This window comes from Bacillus sp. MYb56 (assembly GCF_002976445.1).
Taxonomy (GTDB): domain Bacteria; phylum Bacillota; class Bacilli; order Bacillales; family Bacillaceae_G; genus Bacillus_A; species Bacillus_A mycoides.
Genome location: NZ_PCOH01000004.1, coordinates 48,855 through 69,445, shown reverse-complemented (window position 1 = coordinate 69,445; position 20,591 = coordinate 48,855). Strand labels below are relative to the sequence as shown.

General features: G+C 36.0%; 13 protein-coding genes and 1 pseudogene. All 14 read left to right on the top strand.

Annotation, left to right across the window (positions count from 1 at the left end; genetic code table 11):
* Positions 1-43 precede the first annotated feature (43 nt).
* Entirely contained in the window at positions 44-1,576 is a 1,533-nt protein-coding gene (locus tag CQ058_RS07190) for a fatty acid--CoA ligase family protein (protein ID WP_002188689.1), read from the top strand.
* A gap of 236 nt (positions 1,577-1,812) precedes the next feature.
* The gene (locus CQ058_RS07185; protein ID WP_050551310.1) at positions 1,813-2,010 is read left to right on the top strand and encodes a hypothetical protein; all 198 of its coding nucleotides are present in this window, start codon (positions 1,813-1,815) and stop codon (positions 2,008-2,010) included.
* Positions 2,011-2,107: 97 nt separating this feature from the next.
* The gene (locus CQ058_RS07180; RefSeq protein WP_105589538.1) at positions 2,108-3,133 is read left to right on the top strand and encodes an S-layer homology domain-containing protein; all 1,026 of its coding nucleotides are present in this window, start codon (positions 2,108-2,110) and stop codon (positions 3,131-3,133) included.
* 233 nt (positions 3,134-3,366) lie between these two features.
* Positions 3,367-4,422, top strand: a complete 1,056-nt coding sequence (locus CQ058_RS07175) for a sulfate ABC transporter substrate-binding protein (RefSeq protein WP_002011197.1) — start codon at positions 3,367-3,369, stop codon at positions 4,420-4,422.
* A 21-nt stretch (positions 4,423-4,443) separates the two neighbouring features.
* Entirely contained in the window at positions 4,444-5,271 is an 828-nt protein-coding gene (gene cysT, locus CQ058_RS07170) for a sulfate ABC transporter permease subunit CysT (RefSeq protein WP_002168928.1), read from the top strand.
* 11 nt (positions 5,272-5,282) lie between these two features.
* The gene (gene cysW, locus CQ058_RS07165; RefSeq protein WP_105589537.1) at positions 5,283-6,140 is read left to right on the top strand and encodes a sulfate ABC transporter permease subunit CysW; all 858 of its coding nucleotides are present in this window, start codon (positions 5,283-5,285) and stop codon (positions 6,138-6,140) included.
* A 12-nt stretch (positions 6,141-6,152) separates the two neighbouring features.
* Positions 6,153-7,226 carry a sulfate/molybdate ABC transporter ATP-binding protein gene (locus CQ058_RS07160; protein WP_002188697.1) on the top strand — a complete coding sequence of 358 codons (1,074 nt, stop codon included), beginning with the start codon at positions 6,153-6,155 and terminating at the stop codon, positions 7,224-7,226.
* Between the two features lie 533 nt (positions 7,227-7,759).
* Positions 7,760-14,404 (top strand): DNRLRE domain-containing protein, encoded by a 6,645-nt coding sequence (locus tag CQ058_RS07155; protein WP_105589536.1) that lies wholly within the window; start codon positions 7,760-7,762, stop codon positions 14,402-14,404.
* A 35-nt stretch (positions 14,405-14,439) separates the two neighbouring features.
* Positions 14,440-14,973: a hypothetical protein gene (locus CQ058_RS07150; RefSeq protein WP_002188699.1), complete on the top strand. Its 534-nt coding sequence runs from the start codon at positions 14,440-14,442 to the stop codon at positions 14,971-14,973.
* 171 nt (positions 14,974-15,144) lie between these two features.
* A pseudogene (locus CQ058_RS32080) lies at positions 15,145-16,644 on the top strand (RHS repeat-associated core domain-containing protein); the annotation flags it as partial.
* Positions 16,644-17,141 (top strand): barstar family protein, encoded by a 498-nt coding sequence (locus CQ058_RS07135; protein WP_002188702.1) that lies wholly within the window; start codon positions 16,644-16,646, stop codon positions 17,139-17,141. The pseudogene CQ058_RS32080 and the gene CQ058_RS07135, both read left to right, overlap by 1 nt.
* 386 nt (positions 17,142-17,527) lie before the next feature.
* Positions 17,528-18,376, top strand: a complete 849-nt coding sequence (locus tag CQ058_RS07130) for a hypothetical protein (protein WP_002188703.1) — start codon at positions 17,528-17,530, stop codon at positions 18,374-18,376.
* A 716-nt stretch (positions 18,377-19,092) separates the two neighbouring features.
* Complete coding sequence (locus CQ058_RS07120; protein WP_206703239.1) at positions 19,093-19,272, top strand: hypothetical protein; 180 nt, start codon at positions 19,093-19,095, stop codon at positions 19,270-19,272.
* Between the two features lie 195 nt (positions 19,273-19,467).
* A complete protein-coding gene (locus tag CQ058_RS07115; protein ID WP_002188705.1) occupies positions 19,468-20,574 on the top strand; it encodes a metallophosphoesterase in 1,107 nt (368 codons plus the stop codon).
* The last annotated feature ends 17 nt before the right edge of the window (positions 20,575-20,591 follow it).

The window sequence follows — 20,591 nt, the reverse complement described above, 5'->3', positions numbered from 1 at the left end:
TAGAATTTTTAAATATTCTAAATTTTATAAAGGTGGGGTTTGTGTGAATCTCGTTCAATCTTTGGCTGAAACGGCAAAAAAGAAGGGGGATAAACCGGCGTACATATTTATGGATCAGTCGGTCTCTTATGACCAATTAAACAAAGTGGTCACTAAGTTTTCTAGTAATTTAGCAAAAATGGGCATTGGAAAAGGGGACAATGTCGCATTAGCTGTAGGCAATTCACCACATTTTTTAGTAGGTTTATACGGAACGATGAAAGCCGGAGCAACTGTCATTCCGATTAATCCAATTTATACAGCAGACGAAATACATTACATATTACAAAATGGAGATGTAAAAACAATCATCGTACTCGACGTCCTTCTACCTGTTATACAATCTCTTACAACAAGACTTCCTTCACTTGAAAATATCATTATATGCGAAACCTCATCAGATTTTACTCATACAGAAACTGAAAAAATGAAAACGTTTACTAGTTGTATAGGAACTGGAGATGTAACTTACGAAGGTCCTGAACTAGAAGAAGAAGATGTAGCTGTTATTTTATACACTTCAGGTACAACTGGAAAGCCAAAAGGCGCTATGTTAACACATAAAAATTTATATAGTAACGCAAGCGATGTGGCGTCGTATTTACAATATACTGCGGACGATCGCGTCGTTGCGGCACTGCCGATGTTCCATGTGTTCTGTTTAACTGTTGCGGTAAATGCGCCGATTGTGAACGGGGCAACAATTTTAATGTTACCGAAGTTTAGTCCGAAAGAAGTATTCCGTATTTGTCGTACGTATGAACCAACGATTTTTGCAGGTGTGCCGACGATGTACAATTACTTATATTTATTTGAAGAAGCAAGCGCAGAAGATGTGAAGACGCTTCGCCTTTGTATTTCAGGTGGTGCGTCAATGCCTGTTGCCCTTCTCCAAAACTTTGAAAACCGTTTTGACGTTATCGTTTCAGAAGGATACGGTTTATCAGAAGCATCACCAGTTACTTGTTTTAATCCATTAGATCGTCCTCGTAAACCAGGTTCGATTGGTACAAATATTTGGCACGTAGAAAATAAAATTGTGAACGAACTTGGGGAAGAAGTACCTGTTGGTGCAGTTGGGGAATTAATTGTTCGCGGACCTAACGTTATGAAGGGTTACTATAATGCACCAGAAGATACTACGGCGACAATTAAAGATGGCTGGCTATATACAGGAGACTTAGCGAAAATGGATGAAGAAGGTTACTTCTATATCGTCGATCGCAAAAAAGATATTGTTTTAGTTGGCGGTTATAACGTATATCCTCGTGAAGTAGAGGAAGTATTATATACTCATGATTCGGTAGCTGAAGTTGTCGTAATCGGTGTTCCTGATGAAAACTTAGGAGAAGCAGTGCGAGCTTACGTCGTTCTGAAACAAACGAGCGTAACAGAAGAAGAGCTTATGCATTACTGCACGTTACATTTAGCGAAATATAAAGTGCCAATGAGCATTGAGTTTTTAACAGAATTGCCGAAGAATACAACTGGTAAGTTGTTACGAAGAGCTTTGAGAGAGAAGGCATTGCAAGTATAAAAATAAAGATATCCATCTCTATGACTACATGTTTAGAGATGGATATCTTTTTGTCCCAAAAAGCTGGATTAGTTTGGATGGACAAAATTCTTACTCATTAAAGTTTCACGTTATTTTTTAGAATTGGTTAAGCTATAAGCCCATATATTTAAAACGTAATATTGCTAATAAGGAGGAGATATACGTGGAGCAAGGAATTACGCTTACGGAAAGTACAATATCTTATTTGTGACATTATGGATGAAATGAATATGGAGAGTGAAAAGAAGAACTTAGAAACATTGCAAAAGGTAATTGATCACCTTTCAGGGGCGATTGGGGATTTAGTGGATCCATCGGGTACGTATTCATTAGATTATTTAGAGGGAAAAGTGCATACTGCTCATTATTTATTGTTTAAAAATGAGCGGAAAGCATATTTGTGTAATAAATAGGTAGTATTCGTTTAATTTTTTATTTGACATTGATAATCATTATCAATATGATAGTTATGTTGGGTATATTCATATAAAGGGAGATGTCATATTGATAATGATTAAGAAAAAATATATTAATGCATTCGTTATAGCAGCAACTTTAGCAGTTCCATTTAGCGGTATCATGGTACCTATTGCGAAAGCAGATGCAGCGGTTGAAATGAAAGCAAATAGCAAACTTGCAGATGGTACATATGACGTTATTTTAAAAACTTATAAAGATCAAACGAATGAAACATCTGTTGCTTCTACATATTTGAAAAATGCAAAAGTAACAATTCAAGGTGACAAAAAAATCGTTACGTTAACAATTCAAGATAGTAGCTATTTCCAGTACCTTAGAGTAGAAGATACTAATAAAGTACGGACATTCCATGATGTGAAAGTGATCTCTGAAGATAAAACAAATAATGGTACGAAGATTGTTCAATTTGAAATCGATGAGTTCTCGAAAAAATATAATATGCAAATGCATATATTAATTCCAGCAATTAAATATGATCATAAATATCAGGTGCAGTTTGAAATCGATGCGAGTGCAATTGAAAAGAAATCTAAGTTCTCAGATGTACCGACTTGGGCACAAGAGTCAGTTCAATATTTAGTAGACAAAGAGGCAGTACACGGTAAGCCAGATGGTACATTTGCACCAGCTGAAAATATCGATCGTGGTTCAGCAGCAAAAATATTAGCTACTGTTTTAGGATTAAAAATTAATAAAGATGAGAAGCCATCATTCTCTGACGCGCAAAATCATTGGGCTACACCATACATCGCAGCAGTTGAAAAAGCTGGCATTGTAAAAGGTGATGATAAGGGTAACTTTAATCCGAGCGGGCTAATTAACCGTGCATCGATGGCTTCTATGCTTGTGAATGCATATAAATTAGAAGGAAATGAAAATATTAAACTACCAAAAGAATTTGCTGACTTAAAAGATCATTGGGGTACGAAGTATGCGAACATTTTAATCCAAGAAAATATTTCAGTTGGAACAGATAATGGATGGGCTCCAGATAAATCGGTAAGCCGCGCAGAAGCAGCTCAATTTATTGCGAAGACAGATAAGTTAAAGAAATAAATCGAAACTAAAATCAGTGGGATTCCATTCCCGCTGATTTTTAGCTTGTATGAAGTTTCTTATATAATAATTCTAAATTCCAAGTTGACACATGTGAATTGCGGAATTAAAATGGAAAGAAATCAAACAGAATACAATAGAAGCTCATCAGAGAAACTGAAGGCGCACAACGTTCACTTTTGTGAATAGATTGTGTGCCTTTTTCTATTGTACAAACTAAGGGGGCTTTATATATGAAACAGTGGAGTAAGACAGCATTAATGAAAAGTACAGGTGTTTTATTATCAGCATTTGTCCTTTTGTCAGGGTGTGGTTCGGCAACATCCACTAACAATTCTGAAGGAAGTGCAGATAAGAAGACAGTCGAACTTTTAAATGTTTCATATGATCCAACGCGTGAGTTATATCAAGATTTCAATAAAGACTTTGCGAAGTATTGGAAAGAGAAGCATGGTCAAACAGTAAATGTAAAGCAATCACACGGGGGATCTGGAAGTCAGGCACGCTCCGTTATTGACGGCTTAGAAGCAGACGTTGTAACACTAGCGCTCGCTTATGATATTGACGCGATTAGTAAGAAGAAACAACTAGCAGAAGATTGGCAGAAGCGACTTGCGGATAATTCTACTCCGTATACATCAACGATTGTATTTCTTGTGAGAAAAGGAAACCCGAAAGGAATTAAAGATTGGGATGATTTAACGAAAAAAGGTGTGTCTGTCATTACACCAAACCCGAAAACATCTGGGGGAGCACGGTGGAACTATTTAGGGGCGTGGGGATATGCACTGAAGAAATATAACAATAGTGAAGATAAGGCGAAAGAGTTTGTTGGCCAAATTTATAAAAACGTAGAAGTACTAGATTCAGGAGCACGCGGGGCAACGACGACTTTCGTTGAAAAAGGAATTGGTGATGTGTTAATCGCTTGGGAAAATGAAGCGTTATTATCACAAAAAGAACTTGGAAAAGATAAATTCGAAATTGTAACACCTTCGATTAGTATACTTGCCGAGCCGCCAGTAGCAGTTGTAGACAAAGTCGTTGATAAAAAAGGAACGAAAAAAGTAGCAGAAGGATATCTTGAATATTTGTATTCAGAAAAGGGGCAAGAAATTGCGGCGAAAAACTTTTATCGCCCCCGTAATGAAAAAGTAGCAGAGAAGTATGCATCACAATTTCCGAAAGTTCAATTATTTACAGTAGATGAACTATTTGGAGGCTGGAAAAAAGCACAAGAAAAGCATTTTAATGATGGCGGCGTATTCGATCAAATGTATAAAAAATAAGGGGGGATGAGGTGACGTTATATGAGGAAGAAGCGTGTCTTACCAGGGTTTGGATTATCTCTTGGATTTACAATGCTATATATGAGTTTATTCGTACTTATACCACTTTCTATCGTATTTATTCAAACTTCGCAGCTAGGCTGGAAGAAGTTCGCACAAGTTATAACGAGTGAGCGCGTGTTGCATTCCTATCAAGTAAGTTTCACAACTTCACTTGCAGCGGCAATCGTAAATGCCATTTTCGGTTTATTAATTGCTTGGGTACTCGTTCGCTACACATTTCCAGGGAAACGGTTATTAGACGGACTAATCGATTTACCATTCGCTCTTCCGACTGCTGTAGCTGGTATTACACTTACGACGCTTTATGCGGAAAATGGCTTTATTGGAAAAATATTTAGTGTGTTTCATATAAAAGTAGCTTTTACCCAGCTCGGCATTATTGTTGCACTTACGTTTATTGGCTTACCATTTGTCGTCCGAATGGTGCAACCAGTACTACAAAGTATTGATAAAGAAGTAGAAGAAGCAGCTTCTAGTTTAGGGGCGTCACGCTTTCAAATATTTGTGAAAATCATTTTGCCAGAAATATTCCCGGCTCTACTTGCTGGTTTTTCACTCGCCTTTGCGAGGGCGTTAGGGGAATATGGATCTGTCGTGTTTATTGCAGGTAATATGCCAATGAAAACAGAAATTGCACCGCTTATGATTATGACGAAACTAGAACAATATGATTATGCAGGCGCAACAGCTGTAGCGGCTGTGATGCTTATTATTTCTCTCCTTTTCCTACTATTTATTAATATGATTCAAACTTGGAGCAGAAGGCATGAACTGAAAAGTGAATAGGAGGGGAGAAAATGGAACCAACATTATTAGAAAAGAAAATAGTAAAAAGCGTATCAGTTAAAAAAGAATCTAAATTTGTACCAATTCTATTCATTACGATAACAATTTTATTTTTATCTCTCTTTCTATTACTGCCGCTCGTGACAATTTTTATGAAAGCGTTCGAACGAGGAATTGATGTATATATTGCCGCTGTAACAGATCAAGAAGCATTTTTGGCAATCAGGTTAACACTTCTCGTTGCATTAATTGTTGTACCGCTGAATACGATATTCGGAATAGCAGCTGCTTGGCTTATTACGAAGTTTCAGTTTAAAGGAAAGCAAGTATTATTATCTCTTATTGAACTGCCGTTTGCTGTATCACCAGTTATCGCAGGATTAGTATTCGTTTTACTTTTCACACCTCGTGCTGCTCTTGGCGGATGGTTATTGGAACACGGGATAAAACTCATCTTCTCTGTCCCTGGTATTATCATTGCGACGATCTTTGTTACGTTTCCATTCGTTGCGCGTGAATTAATCCCGGTTATGCAGGCGCAAGGGAAAAGTGAAGAAGAAGCAGCTCTATCACTTGGCGCAAGCGGCTGGAAAATGTTTTGGCGCGTCACATTGCCAAATATAAAATGGGATCTATTATACGGAATGATTTTATGTAACGCCCGGGCCATTGGTGAATTCGGAGCAGTTTCCGTTGTGTCTGGTCACGTGCGCGGCATGACAAATACAATGCCGCTTCACATTGAAATTTTGTACAATGAATATCAATTTTCAGCAGCGTTCGCTGTGGCGACTTTAATGTCACTCATCGCAGTTTTTACGCTCGTTATAAAAAACTGGATTGAATGGAGAATGGAAAAACGACAATAAGGAGTGAGTGCGGTGAGTATTCAAATTCAAAATGTATCAAAACAATATGGTACATTTCAAGCGCTGACAGACATTCATTTGGATATTCCAAAAGGTGAACTGGTCGCTTTATTAGGACCATCAGGTTCTGGGAAGACGACGTTATTACGAATTATTGCAGGACTAGAAGAAGCGGATGGAGGCTCCATTTCATTTGATGGAGAAGATTTAACTGATATTCACGTGAAAAACAGGCAAGTCGGTTTCGTCTTCCAGCACTATGCACTTTTTAAACATATGAATGTATTTGAAAATGTCGCTTTCGGTTTAAAAGTAAGAAGGAAAAGTGTAAGACCTTCAGCTGAAGTAATAAAAGAAAAAGTAACAGAACTATTGAAACTAGTAAAAATGGATGGTTTCGCAAAACGTTATCCAGCGCAATTATCTGGCGGACAACGCCAACGTATCGCACTAGCCCGGGCGCTTGCAGTCGAACCGAAAATTTTATTGCTAGATGAACCGTTCGGTGCACTTGATGCAAAAGTACGGAAAGAATTGCGAAGATGGCTCCGGAAACTACATGACGAATTTCAAATTACGAGCGTATTCGTAACGCATGACCAAGAAGAAGCGTTAGACGTTGCGGACCGCATCGTTGTAATGAATGAAGGACGCATTGAACAAATGGGAACGCCGGAAGAAGTATATGAAAAACCAGCAAGTCCGTTCGTATATGACTTTTTAGGAAACGTGAATTTATTTCACGGCCGCGTTCATAAAGGTAAACTAAATGTAGGATCGGTGGAACTAGAAGCACCAGAGCATAAGCACGTTTCAAACGTAGACGGAGTGGGATACGTAAGACCACATCACTTATCAATCGATCGTACGAAACAAAGTATAGATGCCATCCCGGCGAAAGTAACATACTCACATGCAGTTGGCCCTGTCGTATATGTAGAATTGAAGCGCGACGGAACAGATGAGTATCTAGAAGCAGAAATTAGTAAAGAACAGTTTAGACAGCTAGGCATTCAAACAGGTGAGTTTGTATACGTACATCCGAGAGAAGTGAAAGTGTTTATTCCGGAGGATTTTGTGATTTAAGAGAGTTAAAATCAGCAATCTATTAATAAGAGGAAGCCTCCTAAAATATATTTTGGGAGGCTTCCTCTTTGTTTGTAGTGATAACCTTTTCTCATATGAAATATAGTTGGAAAAGCTGTAGATATAACAAGGAGAGGGGGCGTGTTCAAACAGTTATTAAGGAATATATTCTGATTATCTTCTATAAATAAAGGTATTACAGTTAAGGGAAGCACATTTACACCAGGAATATGAAGCTCAGTGTATTAGCTTTATTGAATACTAGAACAAAATCGAAAGTGAAAATAAAAGGTTAGTTGAATGATGTTCATATCATGTCGCTAGCGAACAATAATAGATAAGATTATTGTTAATTTTCAAATATATAACAAAAAAAGTTATCTGTAATTAAATTTATAAAATTGTTGTTAAATTGTCGGATTTTATGCACAAAATCTTCAAAACTTTAAAACTATATTTACTTTACTCTTTCATTTATTTAGATTGGGATATGTAACATTATTATGTTAAAAATATTTCAGCGAGGTGAGTTTATGAAAGAAAAGAAACAAAAGAATTGGTATAGGTACTTAATCCAACTTATGGTAGTTGCATTAATTGTTACCTCTATACCACTGAATGGATTGGCGGAAACAGCACCACCGTTTACCCCATCTCCAAATTCAGAACAAAGTCCAGAAGTAGAAAAGAAAGAGGAAAAGGAGTTACCAGCTCCACATCCAGATCAGTTAAAGAAGGATAAGGCTAAAGCACAAGCAAATCCAACTGAGATTGTAGAAGAAAGAACGGAAACAGAAAAAGTTTTCGATAATAATGATGGTACGTATACGAAAAAGGTATATACGGAACCAATTCATGTTGAGAAAGATGGAAAGTTAGAAGAGGTTTCACCGAAATTAGTAGAAGCACCAAATGCAAAAATTGTAACAGAAAATACAAAGTTAGAACCAGAGTTCGAGAAAACAGCACAAGATGGAAAGTACGTTCAATTCAAAGTAAAAGATCATACAATTCAGTACAAATTAATGAGTGCAAATGGTGAAAAAGGCGAAGTGAAGCCGTCACCAGTTAATGCAACACATGAAAATAATACAGTCTGGTATAAAGGGATTTTCCCAAATATTGATTTAAAGAGTACGACGTTTAATGAAAATGTAAAAGAAGATTTTGTATTACGTGAATATACAGGACATCACATTTTTACGTTTGCATTAGAAACAGATTTAACACCAACTATACAGGAAGATGGTTCTATCGACTTCCAAAATGAGAAAAAAGAAAAAGTCTTCACATTACCGAAACCGTATATGAACGATTCGAATGTGGATCAACAATCAGGTGAGGCTGTAACGTCAGATGCGGTTCGTTACAATATTGAGAAGACAGATGAAAAAATATATACATTAACTGTTACAGCGGATCCAAAGTGGTTACAAGCGCCGGAACGAAAATATCCGGTATATGTAGATCCTTCGGTTCAGTTGAAGGATTTTGATAATGCCTATGCTTCAAGTGCATATCCAACTGTAAATTATTCAGGAGGAAAGCTTTGGGATGCTGGTCAAAATGCTTATACGTTAAAAGTAGGATATTATGATGGAGCATCTGGGACAAACTTTGCATTTATTAAACCAGAAATTTCGGATTTTAAAGGTGCAAATATTGAAAGTGCAACATTCCATGCCTATGCAGTTTGGCATTACTATGGAAATCAACCAAATGGTGTTTGGTTAGATGAAGTAACAGGTGGTTGGAATGAAGGAAGCTTAAATTGGAATAACAAGCCTGGCTCTAATAATATTGCTCATGCTGATGTTGGGCGTGATAAATGGGCTCAGTTCAATGTAACAAATACAGTGAAAGCATGGGTAGAGGGTGCTAGACCAAACAACGGTTTTAAACTACATGCAAATGGAAATGGTCAAAATCATTGGAAAAAATTTATTGCAGCTGAAAATGGAGCAAATGCACCGTACTTAGAAGTAAAATATTCATATGCAAAACCGAATAAACCAAGAGTACAAACTTACTCAAATGGGAGTGGAAGTAGTTCAGGTCACTTCAATGTACAATGGGATGCAGTTCCAGGAGCGACGGGTTATAAAGTAGCAATATTTAATGGACATGGATATGATGAAATTCCAGTTGGGAATGTAACGAACTGGACGACAAAGGATAAAAAGGTCTTCCCAACGCCAGAGCAAATTGCACATGGACAATATGAATTACTTGAAGGAGGACAAGGTGGAGAGGCACCTGTCAACCCAGGACCAATTTATAAAAACGCATTTCTAGATAAGAGTCCGTATGGAGATTATAGTAGTGCGCGTGGATATTGGGTTCGTGTTATAGCGACATATCCAACTGGTGATGATAGTCCACTTTCTGATGAAGCAATTGTTTACATTCCACTAGAACAAGTGAAAAAGCCAGATGGCTCTGCATATATTAATGCGACAGATCAGCAAACTGGTTATGTAACGCTGAAGTGGGACTCAGTTCCAGAAGCAGCCGGCTATAAAGTTTGGATTTATAACGGAAAAGATTACGAAGCGTTCGATGTAGGAAATAAAACAAATTGGACAACGCAAAATGAGAAGATTTGGCCAACAAAAGATGAAATAACGAAAGGCCAATATTTACTTCATCACGATAAAAAAGGTGCAGAATTAGCAGTTGATCCATCACCTGTGTATAGGAATTCTGGTGGAATCTATGCAGGTTCGAAAAACTACTGGTTCCGTGTAACAGCGTATGGTAAAGCTGGGCATGCTGAAAGTGAAATTTCGCATGAGTTTGCACCTAGATTCTCCCAAGATTTTGGATTTATAGGGATGTTTGATTACTGGGCATCAGTTCCGGTGTTAAATGGTAAAGTAAATGCTACAAATGGTAACTTTATCATGAGTGAGAAAGATATTACATTATCAGGGCGCGGGCCGGATGTATCAGTAGAAAGAACTTATAATAGCCAAAGTAAAAAGATAGGTTTATTTGGTACGGGTTGGTCTAGTGGATTAGAAGAAAGAATTTGGGCCGACGGAAATGGAAACTTACTTTTAATTTCTGCTGACGGTGCGAATATTACCTTTACTAGAACAGGAGATAATACGTATCAAGCTCCTACTGGTATATATTTAGAGATTAAGCAAGTATCAGGTGGGTATGAAATAAAAGATAAAGACCAAACTGTTACTTTCTATAAATCTGGAGATGCGCAAGGGCGTATTGAGTATACAAAAGATAAATATGGAAACACGACGACATATGAGTATGATGGCGAATCCCGTTTATCAAAAGTAAAGAATGCATCTGGCAAAGAGTTACTCATGCAATATGATGGGAATAATAAAAAAGCAGCAAGAGTAATCGGTCCAGATAATAAGACGATTACATTTAAGTATGATGGAGATTTACTTGTTTCTTCTACAACACCAGAAGGGAAAGTATATAAATATGGATATGATAATAGTTTATTAACATCTATTTATGATCCACAACATACAGATGCAAAACCATATAAAACATCGTATGCGTACGAGAATAATAGATTAATAAAAGTGACGGATCCATTAGGAAAAGCTACAACATTAGCATATAATACGGATGCGAAAGAAGTTACGTTAACGAATCCAAAAGGGCGTAAGACTGTTTATACGTATAACGATGCTGGAAATCCAGTTAAAACAGTCGAAGATTCTGGGCGTCTGAATTTAACAACGGCGTATGAATATAATGCAAATAATTTAGTGAAAACTACGACTCCTAAAAATCAAACAGAAACTGCGACCTATGACGGTAATGGGAATGTTACGTCTGTTACCGATGAAATGGGGACAGAAAAGTTTGAGTACAATAAAGACAATGGGATTATAAAAGCGACAGATAACGAAAATCGTGAAACAACTGTTGCTTATAAATCAGCAAACACAGAAGTATCTGCAACAGACCAATCAGCACATACTTCTTCTGTTACTCAACATGATAAATATGGAAATCCTATTGAAACAAGTAAAGACCTGGGTACAGGTGAAAATTCGATTCAAAATCCAAGTTTTGAGACGGACATAACGAAACAATGGACGAAAACAGCAACAGACAATAACACTGGAGCGATTGTAAAAGATACAAATCCAGCACCAGGTGGTCTTGGTGGAGATTCGTCATTAAAGATTACAACAAAAGCGACGAATAATGATTGGGGCTATATTGCCGCAATCCAAGAAGTAACGTTAGAGCCAAATACAACGTATACATTAAGTGGTATGATCAAAACCGATTTATCTGCGGGAGCAGCTTTCTTCAATGTACAGTCACTAAATGAACATGGTGCCGGTATAGATGGTGGTTGGCACGATACTCGTCATAATAAAGTGCAAGGGACGCGTGACTGGGTCAATCGTCAAGTTACTTTTAAAACGACAGAACAAACAAGAAAAGTAAAAATCTATTTACAAGTAGAAAATGGTGGTTCTTCTACAAGTGGTTCCGTATGGTTTGATAAATTACAGCTTGAAAAAGGAGAAGTTTCTTCTAGTTTCAATCCTATTACAAATAGTAGTGTAGAGAATGTAACGGAACAAGGCTGTATTCCTGGATGGATTCGAGGAGACGGAACAAGTTGTGATCCGAAAGATGTTTCTCATCAGGAAAGTTTTACAGGAGGTTCGTCTATTTTATTAGAGCGTAGCCAATACGGTGGTTCAAATGTAGGATATGGTCAGTATATAGACTTAAATCAGAAAAAGGCAGAAACATTAACGCTAACAGGAATGTCTAAATCTGAAAATGTAGAAAATGATGCTCCAGATAAATTATCTAGAGACTACTCTGTTTGGGCAGATGTACATTATCAAGATGGCAGCGGTGAAAATTATCAAGCAAAATTCCCAAGTGGGACAAATGATTGGAACCGTAGTGCGGTTGTCATTCCAGCTAAGAAACCAATTAAGCAGATTCAAGTATATCTGTTATTTAGAAACAATAATAAAGGAAAAGTATGGTTTGATGATGTTCGTTTATTAGAAGGAAATGCTCTTATTAAAAATGAGTATGACAACGATGGAAATGTCATCGCAGCGTATGATGAAGAGGGGCAAAAAAATACATTCACGTACGATGCATCAGGAAATAAAAAGAGCGAAACAGATGAAAAAGGAAATACAAAACTATATGATTACAACAAAGATAATCTATTAACAAAGGTTACCCTGAAAAATGGTACCTCTGTAAATTATCTTTATGATCATAATGGAAATACAACAGGAAAATCTGTCATGTTTGGTGGGAAAACACAAACACACAAATATGAATATGATGTAGATAATAAAAATACAGTCTATATCGATGCGTTAAACCGTCGTATTGAAAACACGTATGATGAGAATGCAAACAAGATTAAGACAAAAATGCCAAATGGCTCGGTTTTAGAATCTGTTTATGATTCAGCAGATCGCGCGATTGGTGAAAAGCGAAATGGAAAAGATTCATTTACATTCGAACGTGATCAGAATGGACAAGTTACGAAAGTCAAAGACCATGTCAATGGTGTAGAACGTACAAAAACATACGATAAGGCAGACCGTGTCACAAGTGCAACGGATAGCCGAGGCGGAAAAATTGACTGGGCGTATCATGACAAAGCAAACAGTAAGACAGAAAAACTAAAAGAACAAACAGTAACGCAAGGCGGATACACAAATAAAGTATCGTATGACTACAACACGTTAGATCAAAACATACGTGTGACAGATGGCTCTCAAACATATCGATTTGACTACGATGATCAAGGAAATGTTCGTACGTATACAGCTGGAAATGGTTCAGGTTCTACCTTTAACTATGATCACGCAAATAAAATTAAAGATTTAGTAGTGGGTACTTCAAACAGTGTTCTTCTTTCTGAACGATATGAATATGACCAATCAGGTAACCGTACGAAAATTAAACATGAAGGTGCGGGCGGCAAAGTAACAGAAACAAACTTTGTATATGACCCGATTAACCAACTATTAAACGAGGCATTACCAAACGGAACAAGTAAATCTTACACATATGATGGATTTGGAAACCGTACAAGTGTGAAAGTTGTAGAGAACGGAAAAGAAACAAAATCTATAGCGGCAACATTCAATGATGGAAATCAGCTTGTAAAATTCGGAAGCGAATCGTTAACGTATGATGCCAATGGAAATCGTACATCGGATGGAAAGTACAAGTATACATGGGGTGAAAATGACCAAATTGTAGCTATCACAAAACAAGGTGAAAGCAATGCATTTGCAACATATAAGTATGATGAAGATAATCGTCGTATTGAAAAGAGTGTAAATGGTCAAGTAACACGTTATTTCTATGATGGAGATAGTATTAACCCATTGTATGAAACAGATGGAAGTGGAAATGTTCTTCGTCAATATGTATACTCTATGGATGGCGCACGTTTGGCAATGAAATCACAAGGGCAAACGTTATACTATCACTATAACCCTCGTGGTGATGTTGTTGCGATGACTAATCAAAACAAAGAAGTTGTAGCAACGTATGAATATGATTCGTGGGGTAACGTATTAAAGAGTGAAGTAAAAGGTATCGCAGCAGATAATCCATTTGGATATGCGGGATACATGTATGATAAAGAAATTGGTATGTATTATTTGATTGCTCGTTACTATAATCCAGATCATGGTGTGTTTTTATCGGTAGATCCTGATCCAGGTGATGAAGATGATCCGATTACAATGAATGGGTATACGTATGGTGATAATAATCCGGTGATGATGGTGGATCCGGATGGCAAGTGGGCATGGTTAGTACCAGTTGCAATTGCAGGAGGAATTATAGCAGCTAGGGTTGGTGGGAAATATGCAATCCGTTATGGTGTGAAATATGGTAAAAAAGCGGCTAAATGGACAGCAAATAAGGCAAAGGATGCATGGAAAAATCGCAAATACACCATTCAGGGGCCAAGCAAAAGAGATGGTAGGGTATTTGCTATTGTAAATCGCAAAAAAAAGCAGACAAAATCAACGGATTCTAGATGGTTTGCATTGGATTATCATCAAATTAGAGAAAATAAAAAAAGGACAACCAGAAAGGTTTTACATGTGCATTGGAACTATAAAAAGAATAAACATCACATTATATATCCTAAAAGAAGTAAGGTGAAATGGGAATAAAATAATTATAACCTTGAGAGAAAAGAAGGTGTATTATGGATTTTACATTCGAAAAGGTCCAACATATTGAAGATGAAAATATATATCGTGTTAGTAATGTAACTGATATATATGAAACAGATTTATTTGATGATTATAATCGTAATGTTGATAACTTAATTTTACTTTTTCATGAGAGGATTAATCAGTTTATTGTACATGTAGATAAATCAGAGGGAAAAAATTTAAAAGAAGAACTAGATTCTAAAAACATTTCCTACACAGTTTTTGATTTGGGAAGAAAGAATATTTTCTTTGTTTTTGATTCTATACCAAGGACAGAAGTATCATATATAATAAAGATGTTTTATGGTGTAAGTATAGAAAATGCTTTGGCTATTATCAGTTTAGGAAATAGCGTTGGCATTAAACTAGAGAAAATAAATCAAAGTAAATTTATGGAGTGTTTAACGGGAGAATGTTTTGTGCCACAAATCAAATTGGTTCCATCATCGGCATGTGCATTTATCCAATATGATGGTGCGCTTTTAACAATTGCTAGTAATAATTTGGATATTTGTGCAACATGAAAATAATAAGATGTAATTAAATGGTTTTCTTAGCACAAGGAGATACTAGAGAATAGCTTGTATAATAGTTTCTAAGTGTTTTATGGAAATAAATCGTAAAGAATAAATAGAAAAATGATTTGTAAAAAAGAAGGGCTAGTTTTGGCTCTTCTTTTTGTTATAAGCCTTTATGCAAATACGTATCAATTTGATTACGATGATCAAGGAAATGTTCGTACGTATACAGCAGGAAATGGTTCAGGTTCTACCTTTAACTATGATCACGCAAATAAAATTAAAGATTTAGTAGTGGGTACTTCAAACAGTGTTCTTCTTTCTGAACGATATGAATATGACCAATCAGGTAACCGTACGAAAATTAAACATGAAGGTGCGGGCGGCAAAGTAACAGAAACAAACTTTGTATATGACCCGATTAACCAACTATTAAACGAGGCATTACCAAACGGAACAAGTAAATCTTACACATATGATGGATTTGGAAACCGTACAAGTGTGAAAGTTGTAGAGAACGGAAAAGAAACAAAATCTATAGCGGCAACATTCAATGATGGAAATCAGCTTGTAAAATTCGGAAGCGAATCGTTAACGTATGATGCCAATGGAAATCGTACATCGGATGGAAAGTACAAGTATACATGGGGTGAAAATGACCAAATTGTAGCTATCACAAAACAAGGTGAAAGCAATGCATTTGCAACATATAAGTATGATGAAGATAATCGTCGTATTGAATAGAGTATAAATGGTCAAGTAACACGCTACTTCTATGATGGAGATAGCATTAATCCGTTGTATGAGACGGATGGTAGTGGAAATGTTCTACGTCAATATGTATACTCTACAAGTGGCGTACGACTAGCAATGAAGTCAAAAGGACAAACGGTATACTATCACTATAATCCTCGTGGTGATGTTGTTGCGATGACAGATCAAAATAGAGAAGTTGTAGCAACGTATGAATATGATTCGTGGGGTAACGTAGTAAAGAGTGACGCAAAAGGTATCGCAGCAGATAATCCGTTTGGATATGCGGGTTATAAGTATGATAAAGAAATTGGTATGTATTACTTGATTGCTCGTTACTATAATCCAGATCATGGTGTGTTCTTATCAGTGGACCCGGATCCAGGTGATAGCGATGATCCTGTAACACAGAATGGGTATACGTATGGTGATAATAATCCGGTGATGATGGTGGATCCGGATGGACATTGGGTTTGGTTGGCCATAAATGGTGGATTTGCAGTGTATGATGGTTATAAAGCCTATAAATCTGGTGCAAGTGCTAAAATGATTGTGCGTAAAGCTGCCTATAGTGCAATAGGTGGTGGGAAATTTAAATTAGCTAAAGGAGCGTTAAAGAGTGGCAGGACTTTAACTAAAATTCCACAAAAGGCTTATAAAGTACACAATCAAATAAAACAAAATAACGGCAAGGCACCAAAAGGATATGTCGGAGGTAGAACATTCAAAAATGATGGTAGAGGAAACGGACAAGTTTTACCAAGAAACACTAACTATCGTGAGTATGATGTGAATCGTAAGATTGAGGGAGTCAATAGAGGGAAGCAAAGGCTTGTAATTGGTCAAAATGGAAAAGCATATTATACAAAAAATCACTATAAAACTTTTGTTCAATTACCACGTAAAAAAAGGATGATAAGATAATGCAAATTGAAAATAAAATAAAATCGTTAAATACACCTTTTCTACATTTACTATTCATAAATGAGCTTAATAATTTAAAAGATTTAAGAATAGAAGATAATATCGAATTAATACCTATTAATGGTAGTAAATGTAGGGATATTAATGGGCTATTTAGCGAATTCTCCAAGAAAATGAATTTTCCAGATTATTTCGGTGATAATTGGAATTCTTTTGACGAGTGCATAAACGATTTAAGTTGGTTAAAATCTAAACAATATTTAATTTTGATTAATGATACAGATAAATTGTTGGCGAACGATAATGAGAATTTTGAAGTGCTAATAGAAATATTATCTGATACGTGTATGGAATGGGCAGAAGGCAGGGAATATGGTGAGTTAATAACTTTTCCAACCCCTTTTCATGTAATTTTTTGTTGTACAGATAATAAAGAGAAACATATTATTGAGAGATTTAAGTCCATAGGAATAGTTGAATTTGATATTATAAAGTAAATTATGTGTTTATTTTGTATGAAATAAATTTGAATTTATTAAAAGCATTGTAGTAGTAACTACAATGCTTTTTTATAAATATTTCTCTAAAAATTACAGATATATATGGCATAATATTTAAACCGTAGCTAGTAATTGTTGAAATGTATTATAAGGTGAAACGCGGGGGAAATGGGTTATGTAGTAGGGCATTTTGAAGATGAGTATTATATAGTATCTTTATGTTCGGAAAATCAAGTATTTGTTTGTTATGCGGAAGAACGGATCATGGAGTAAAATAAAAGCTACAAAAGTTTCTACGTCGAGAATGAAAATGCACTCGAATTTTTGGGGGCGTTTTTTTTACAACTTCTATATTTAGAATCACTGAGAGGATTTTAATCTATATGAAAGATATCGTATGTAAAGAGTTAATAAGTTTTAAGTCTATAGTTGAAGCTTATCAATTTAAAAAAATGAGTTTGGATTATAAACAAAATGTAATGTTACTAGTACAAGATAATACTGATCAACCTTGTATTATTTATTTGGATAAAAATAATGTGAATATAAGTAAATTCAATTTAAACGTAGATATCGATGTTGAATCTGTGCGATGTATGCAACGAATTGGAGAGAGATGGTTACTTATATTTAATTATGAAGAAGATAATGCGGTTATTTATAATTTGGACGGAAGTGAACATTGTAAGTTTTATGCCGGAGAAGGGATTCAAGATTGTCAGGTTGATGCGAATGAAGATATATGGGTTAGTTATTGTGATGAAGGGGTTTTCGGAGAGTGCCCAATTGGAGCAAACGGGATAGTTGCTTTTGACTCTACAGGTCACTTGATTTTTAATAATTATGATCAATATGTAGAAAGGTTTAATGTACCTCCTATAGATGATTGTTATGCAATGAACGTTATAGATGGAGACGTTTGGCTCTATTATTATTCAGAATTTCCTTTAGTTCAAATGAAAGATAAAAAAATTCATATGTCATGGAATGAAATAAATTTAATTAGGGAAATATGGTCGGAAAGTTTTGCGGTTGCTCAAGATAAAGTAGTATTCATTACTCGAGATAAAAAGTTGGTTGTTTATGATTTAAACAATAATCATGTCTATGATAGTAATCCTCGTAATGAACTAGGTGAGCCAATTCCATTTGTTACTTATTATAGCCGCGGATCTGTTATGTATTTTCAGACGGATGATACGCTGTATTATGTTGAGTTACTTAATACATGAGGGGATAAATGTGAGCGAACGTTTAAAGAGAATTGCAATGTTAAGAGAAAGGATTGTCTTTATACGCAGGGTTTTATCTTTGGTATTCTACAGGTAAACATAATTATAAACAGCAAAATAGGCCAGCCTATAACAAGGAATATGTGAATAAAGCTGCTAGAAAAGCAGGTTGAAATTAGGTCTCAAAGCATTTGTGGGCGTTAGATTAATAGAAAATGCTTATGTTTTGGATAGGCAGTATACAAAGGACATAAACAAACATATAAAAACTAGCGTTAAAATAATAAAAAATCCAGAAAGTGATCTTGGTGAATTTGATGATGAATTTTAATAGTGTAGATAATTTATTTTCGATACTTTTAAAGTATCCAGTACGTATAATTTTAATATGTATTGGAATCGGCTGGATTTTTAAATGTATCAAACAAGGTTTCTTATTTTCAGCTGCACTTATGTTAACGATACTTACACTACTTTTTATGGTTACATTTACAGACATATTAGCGTCTGTTTTAAATGGTATTCCCCTTGCTATACAATATAGTGGTGTAGTATTTTTGGTAATACTATCATGTATTATATTTGACTATGAATCTTCTCGGCAGTAAACTACTCACCACTTACCGTTCTTGCAGACTGTTTTTCTATGTAGGTGTGTTGGTATAGCCGGTGGGATTTTATAAAAGAAAAGTAGTTCTTATAATTAAGTGAAAATAATGAAAAATATAGCGAAATCAGCGGTCAAAGGAGCGCTATTCACTGGTAGTAAAGCTGTTGGAGGGATAGGACTGATTCCGGACGCGGCGGTTTTTGTAGATGGATATTATAAGGTGTATAAAAAAGGATATAAGGATTATAGAACGAAAAAAACTAATTCTAAGAAAAGGTGGTTTTAATATATCAGTTACAAAAAAATGTCCGATTTAATGCAAGAGGATCACAAATAGCAGGTTACTATAAAGAAAACCTGTAAAAATAACTTTGTGCTGTAGCAGATAAAGCAGCTTATTACGGTCCGTTTGGAACGCTTAATATTTACGTTATTGGTACATAACAAGATATAATAGAAGAAATCAATAAGGAGGCTAGCAGTGAAAAATTTTCGTTATCTCAATATATTCACTATTTTAATTGTATACACACTACTCATGTTTTACATCGGCTGGAACGGATGGGTTTGGCTCAGTACGGTGTTCGGCTGGGAATCTTGGGGATATTACGCTTTCATAGTCGGATTTATTTCATATGCGTACATTCTCGTACAAGTGTTTAAATTTCTTCCTTTCCTGCGAACGGTCGGTTCAATTTGGTTTGCAGTTATACAATACGCGCTTATGTTATTGCCGTTAGCCGATATTGCCGTCTTATTATTACAGTTTTCAGTGGAGAAAGAGACGGCAATTATTTGGACAGGAACGGTCGTTTTACTCGTATTCATCTTTATCTTTGCATATGGAGTATTCAACGCATATAGTCCAGTAGTAAGAAAGTACGAAGTGCACATACCGAAAAAAGTAGGAGGGCGTAAAAGTTTACGCATTGCGATGGCCTCTGATATGCATTTCGGTAAACTGTCTGGAGTTGCTCATTTAAAGAGACTCGTTCGTCATGTAAATGAAATGAAACCCGATATTATTTTACTGCCTGGTGATATTATCGATGATCATCCAGGTGTGTTCATTCAAAAAAATATGGGGCCAATCATGAAACAGATGAAAGCTCCATTAGGCGTATATGGTGTGTTAGGAAATCATGAATATTACGGCAGAGCTGTTCCTGAGTTTTTACAAGAGATGGATAAGATTGATATTCGTATTCTTTTAGATGAAGTCATTACAATTGAAGATGATTTTTATCTCGTTGGAAGAAGGGATAAAACAGAGCGTGATCGTCAAAGCTTTGAAAATCTAATGAGTACGGTAGATAAATCGCTTCCTGTTATCGCGATGGATCACCAACCATTTGAATTAAAACAAGCAGCGGACGCCGGCGTTGATTTATTATTATCCGGTCACACGCATCGCGGACAAATGGCTCCGAACCATATTGTGACGAGAAGAATGTACGAACTAGACTGGGGATACGCACAAAAAGGTGCATTCCACGCAATTGTTTCTTCTGGATTTGGATTCTGGGGACCACCGCTTAGACTGGGAAGTAGATCTGAGATTGTGCAGGTTGAAGTTACATTTGAATAGGGTTGTGAAATAGAGAG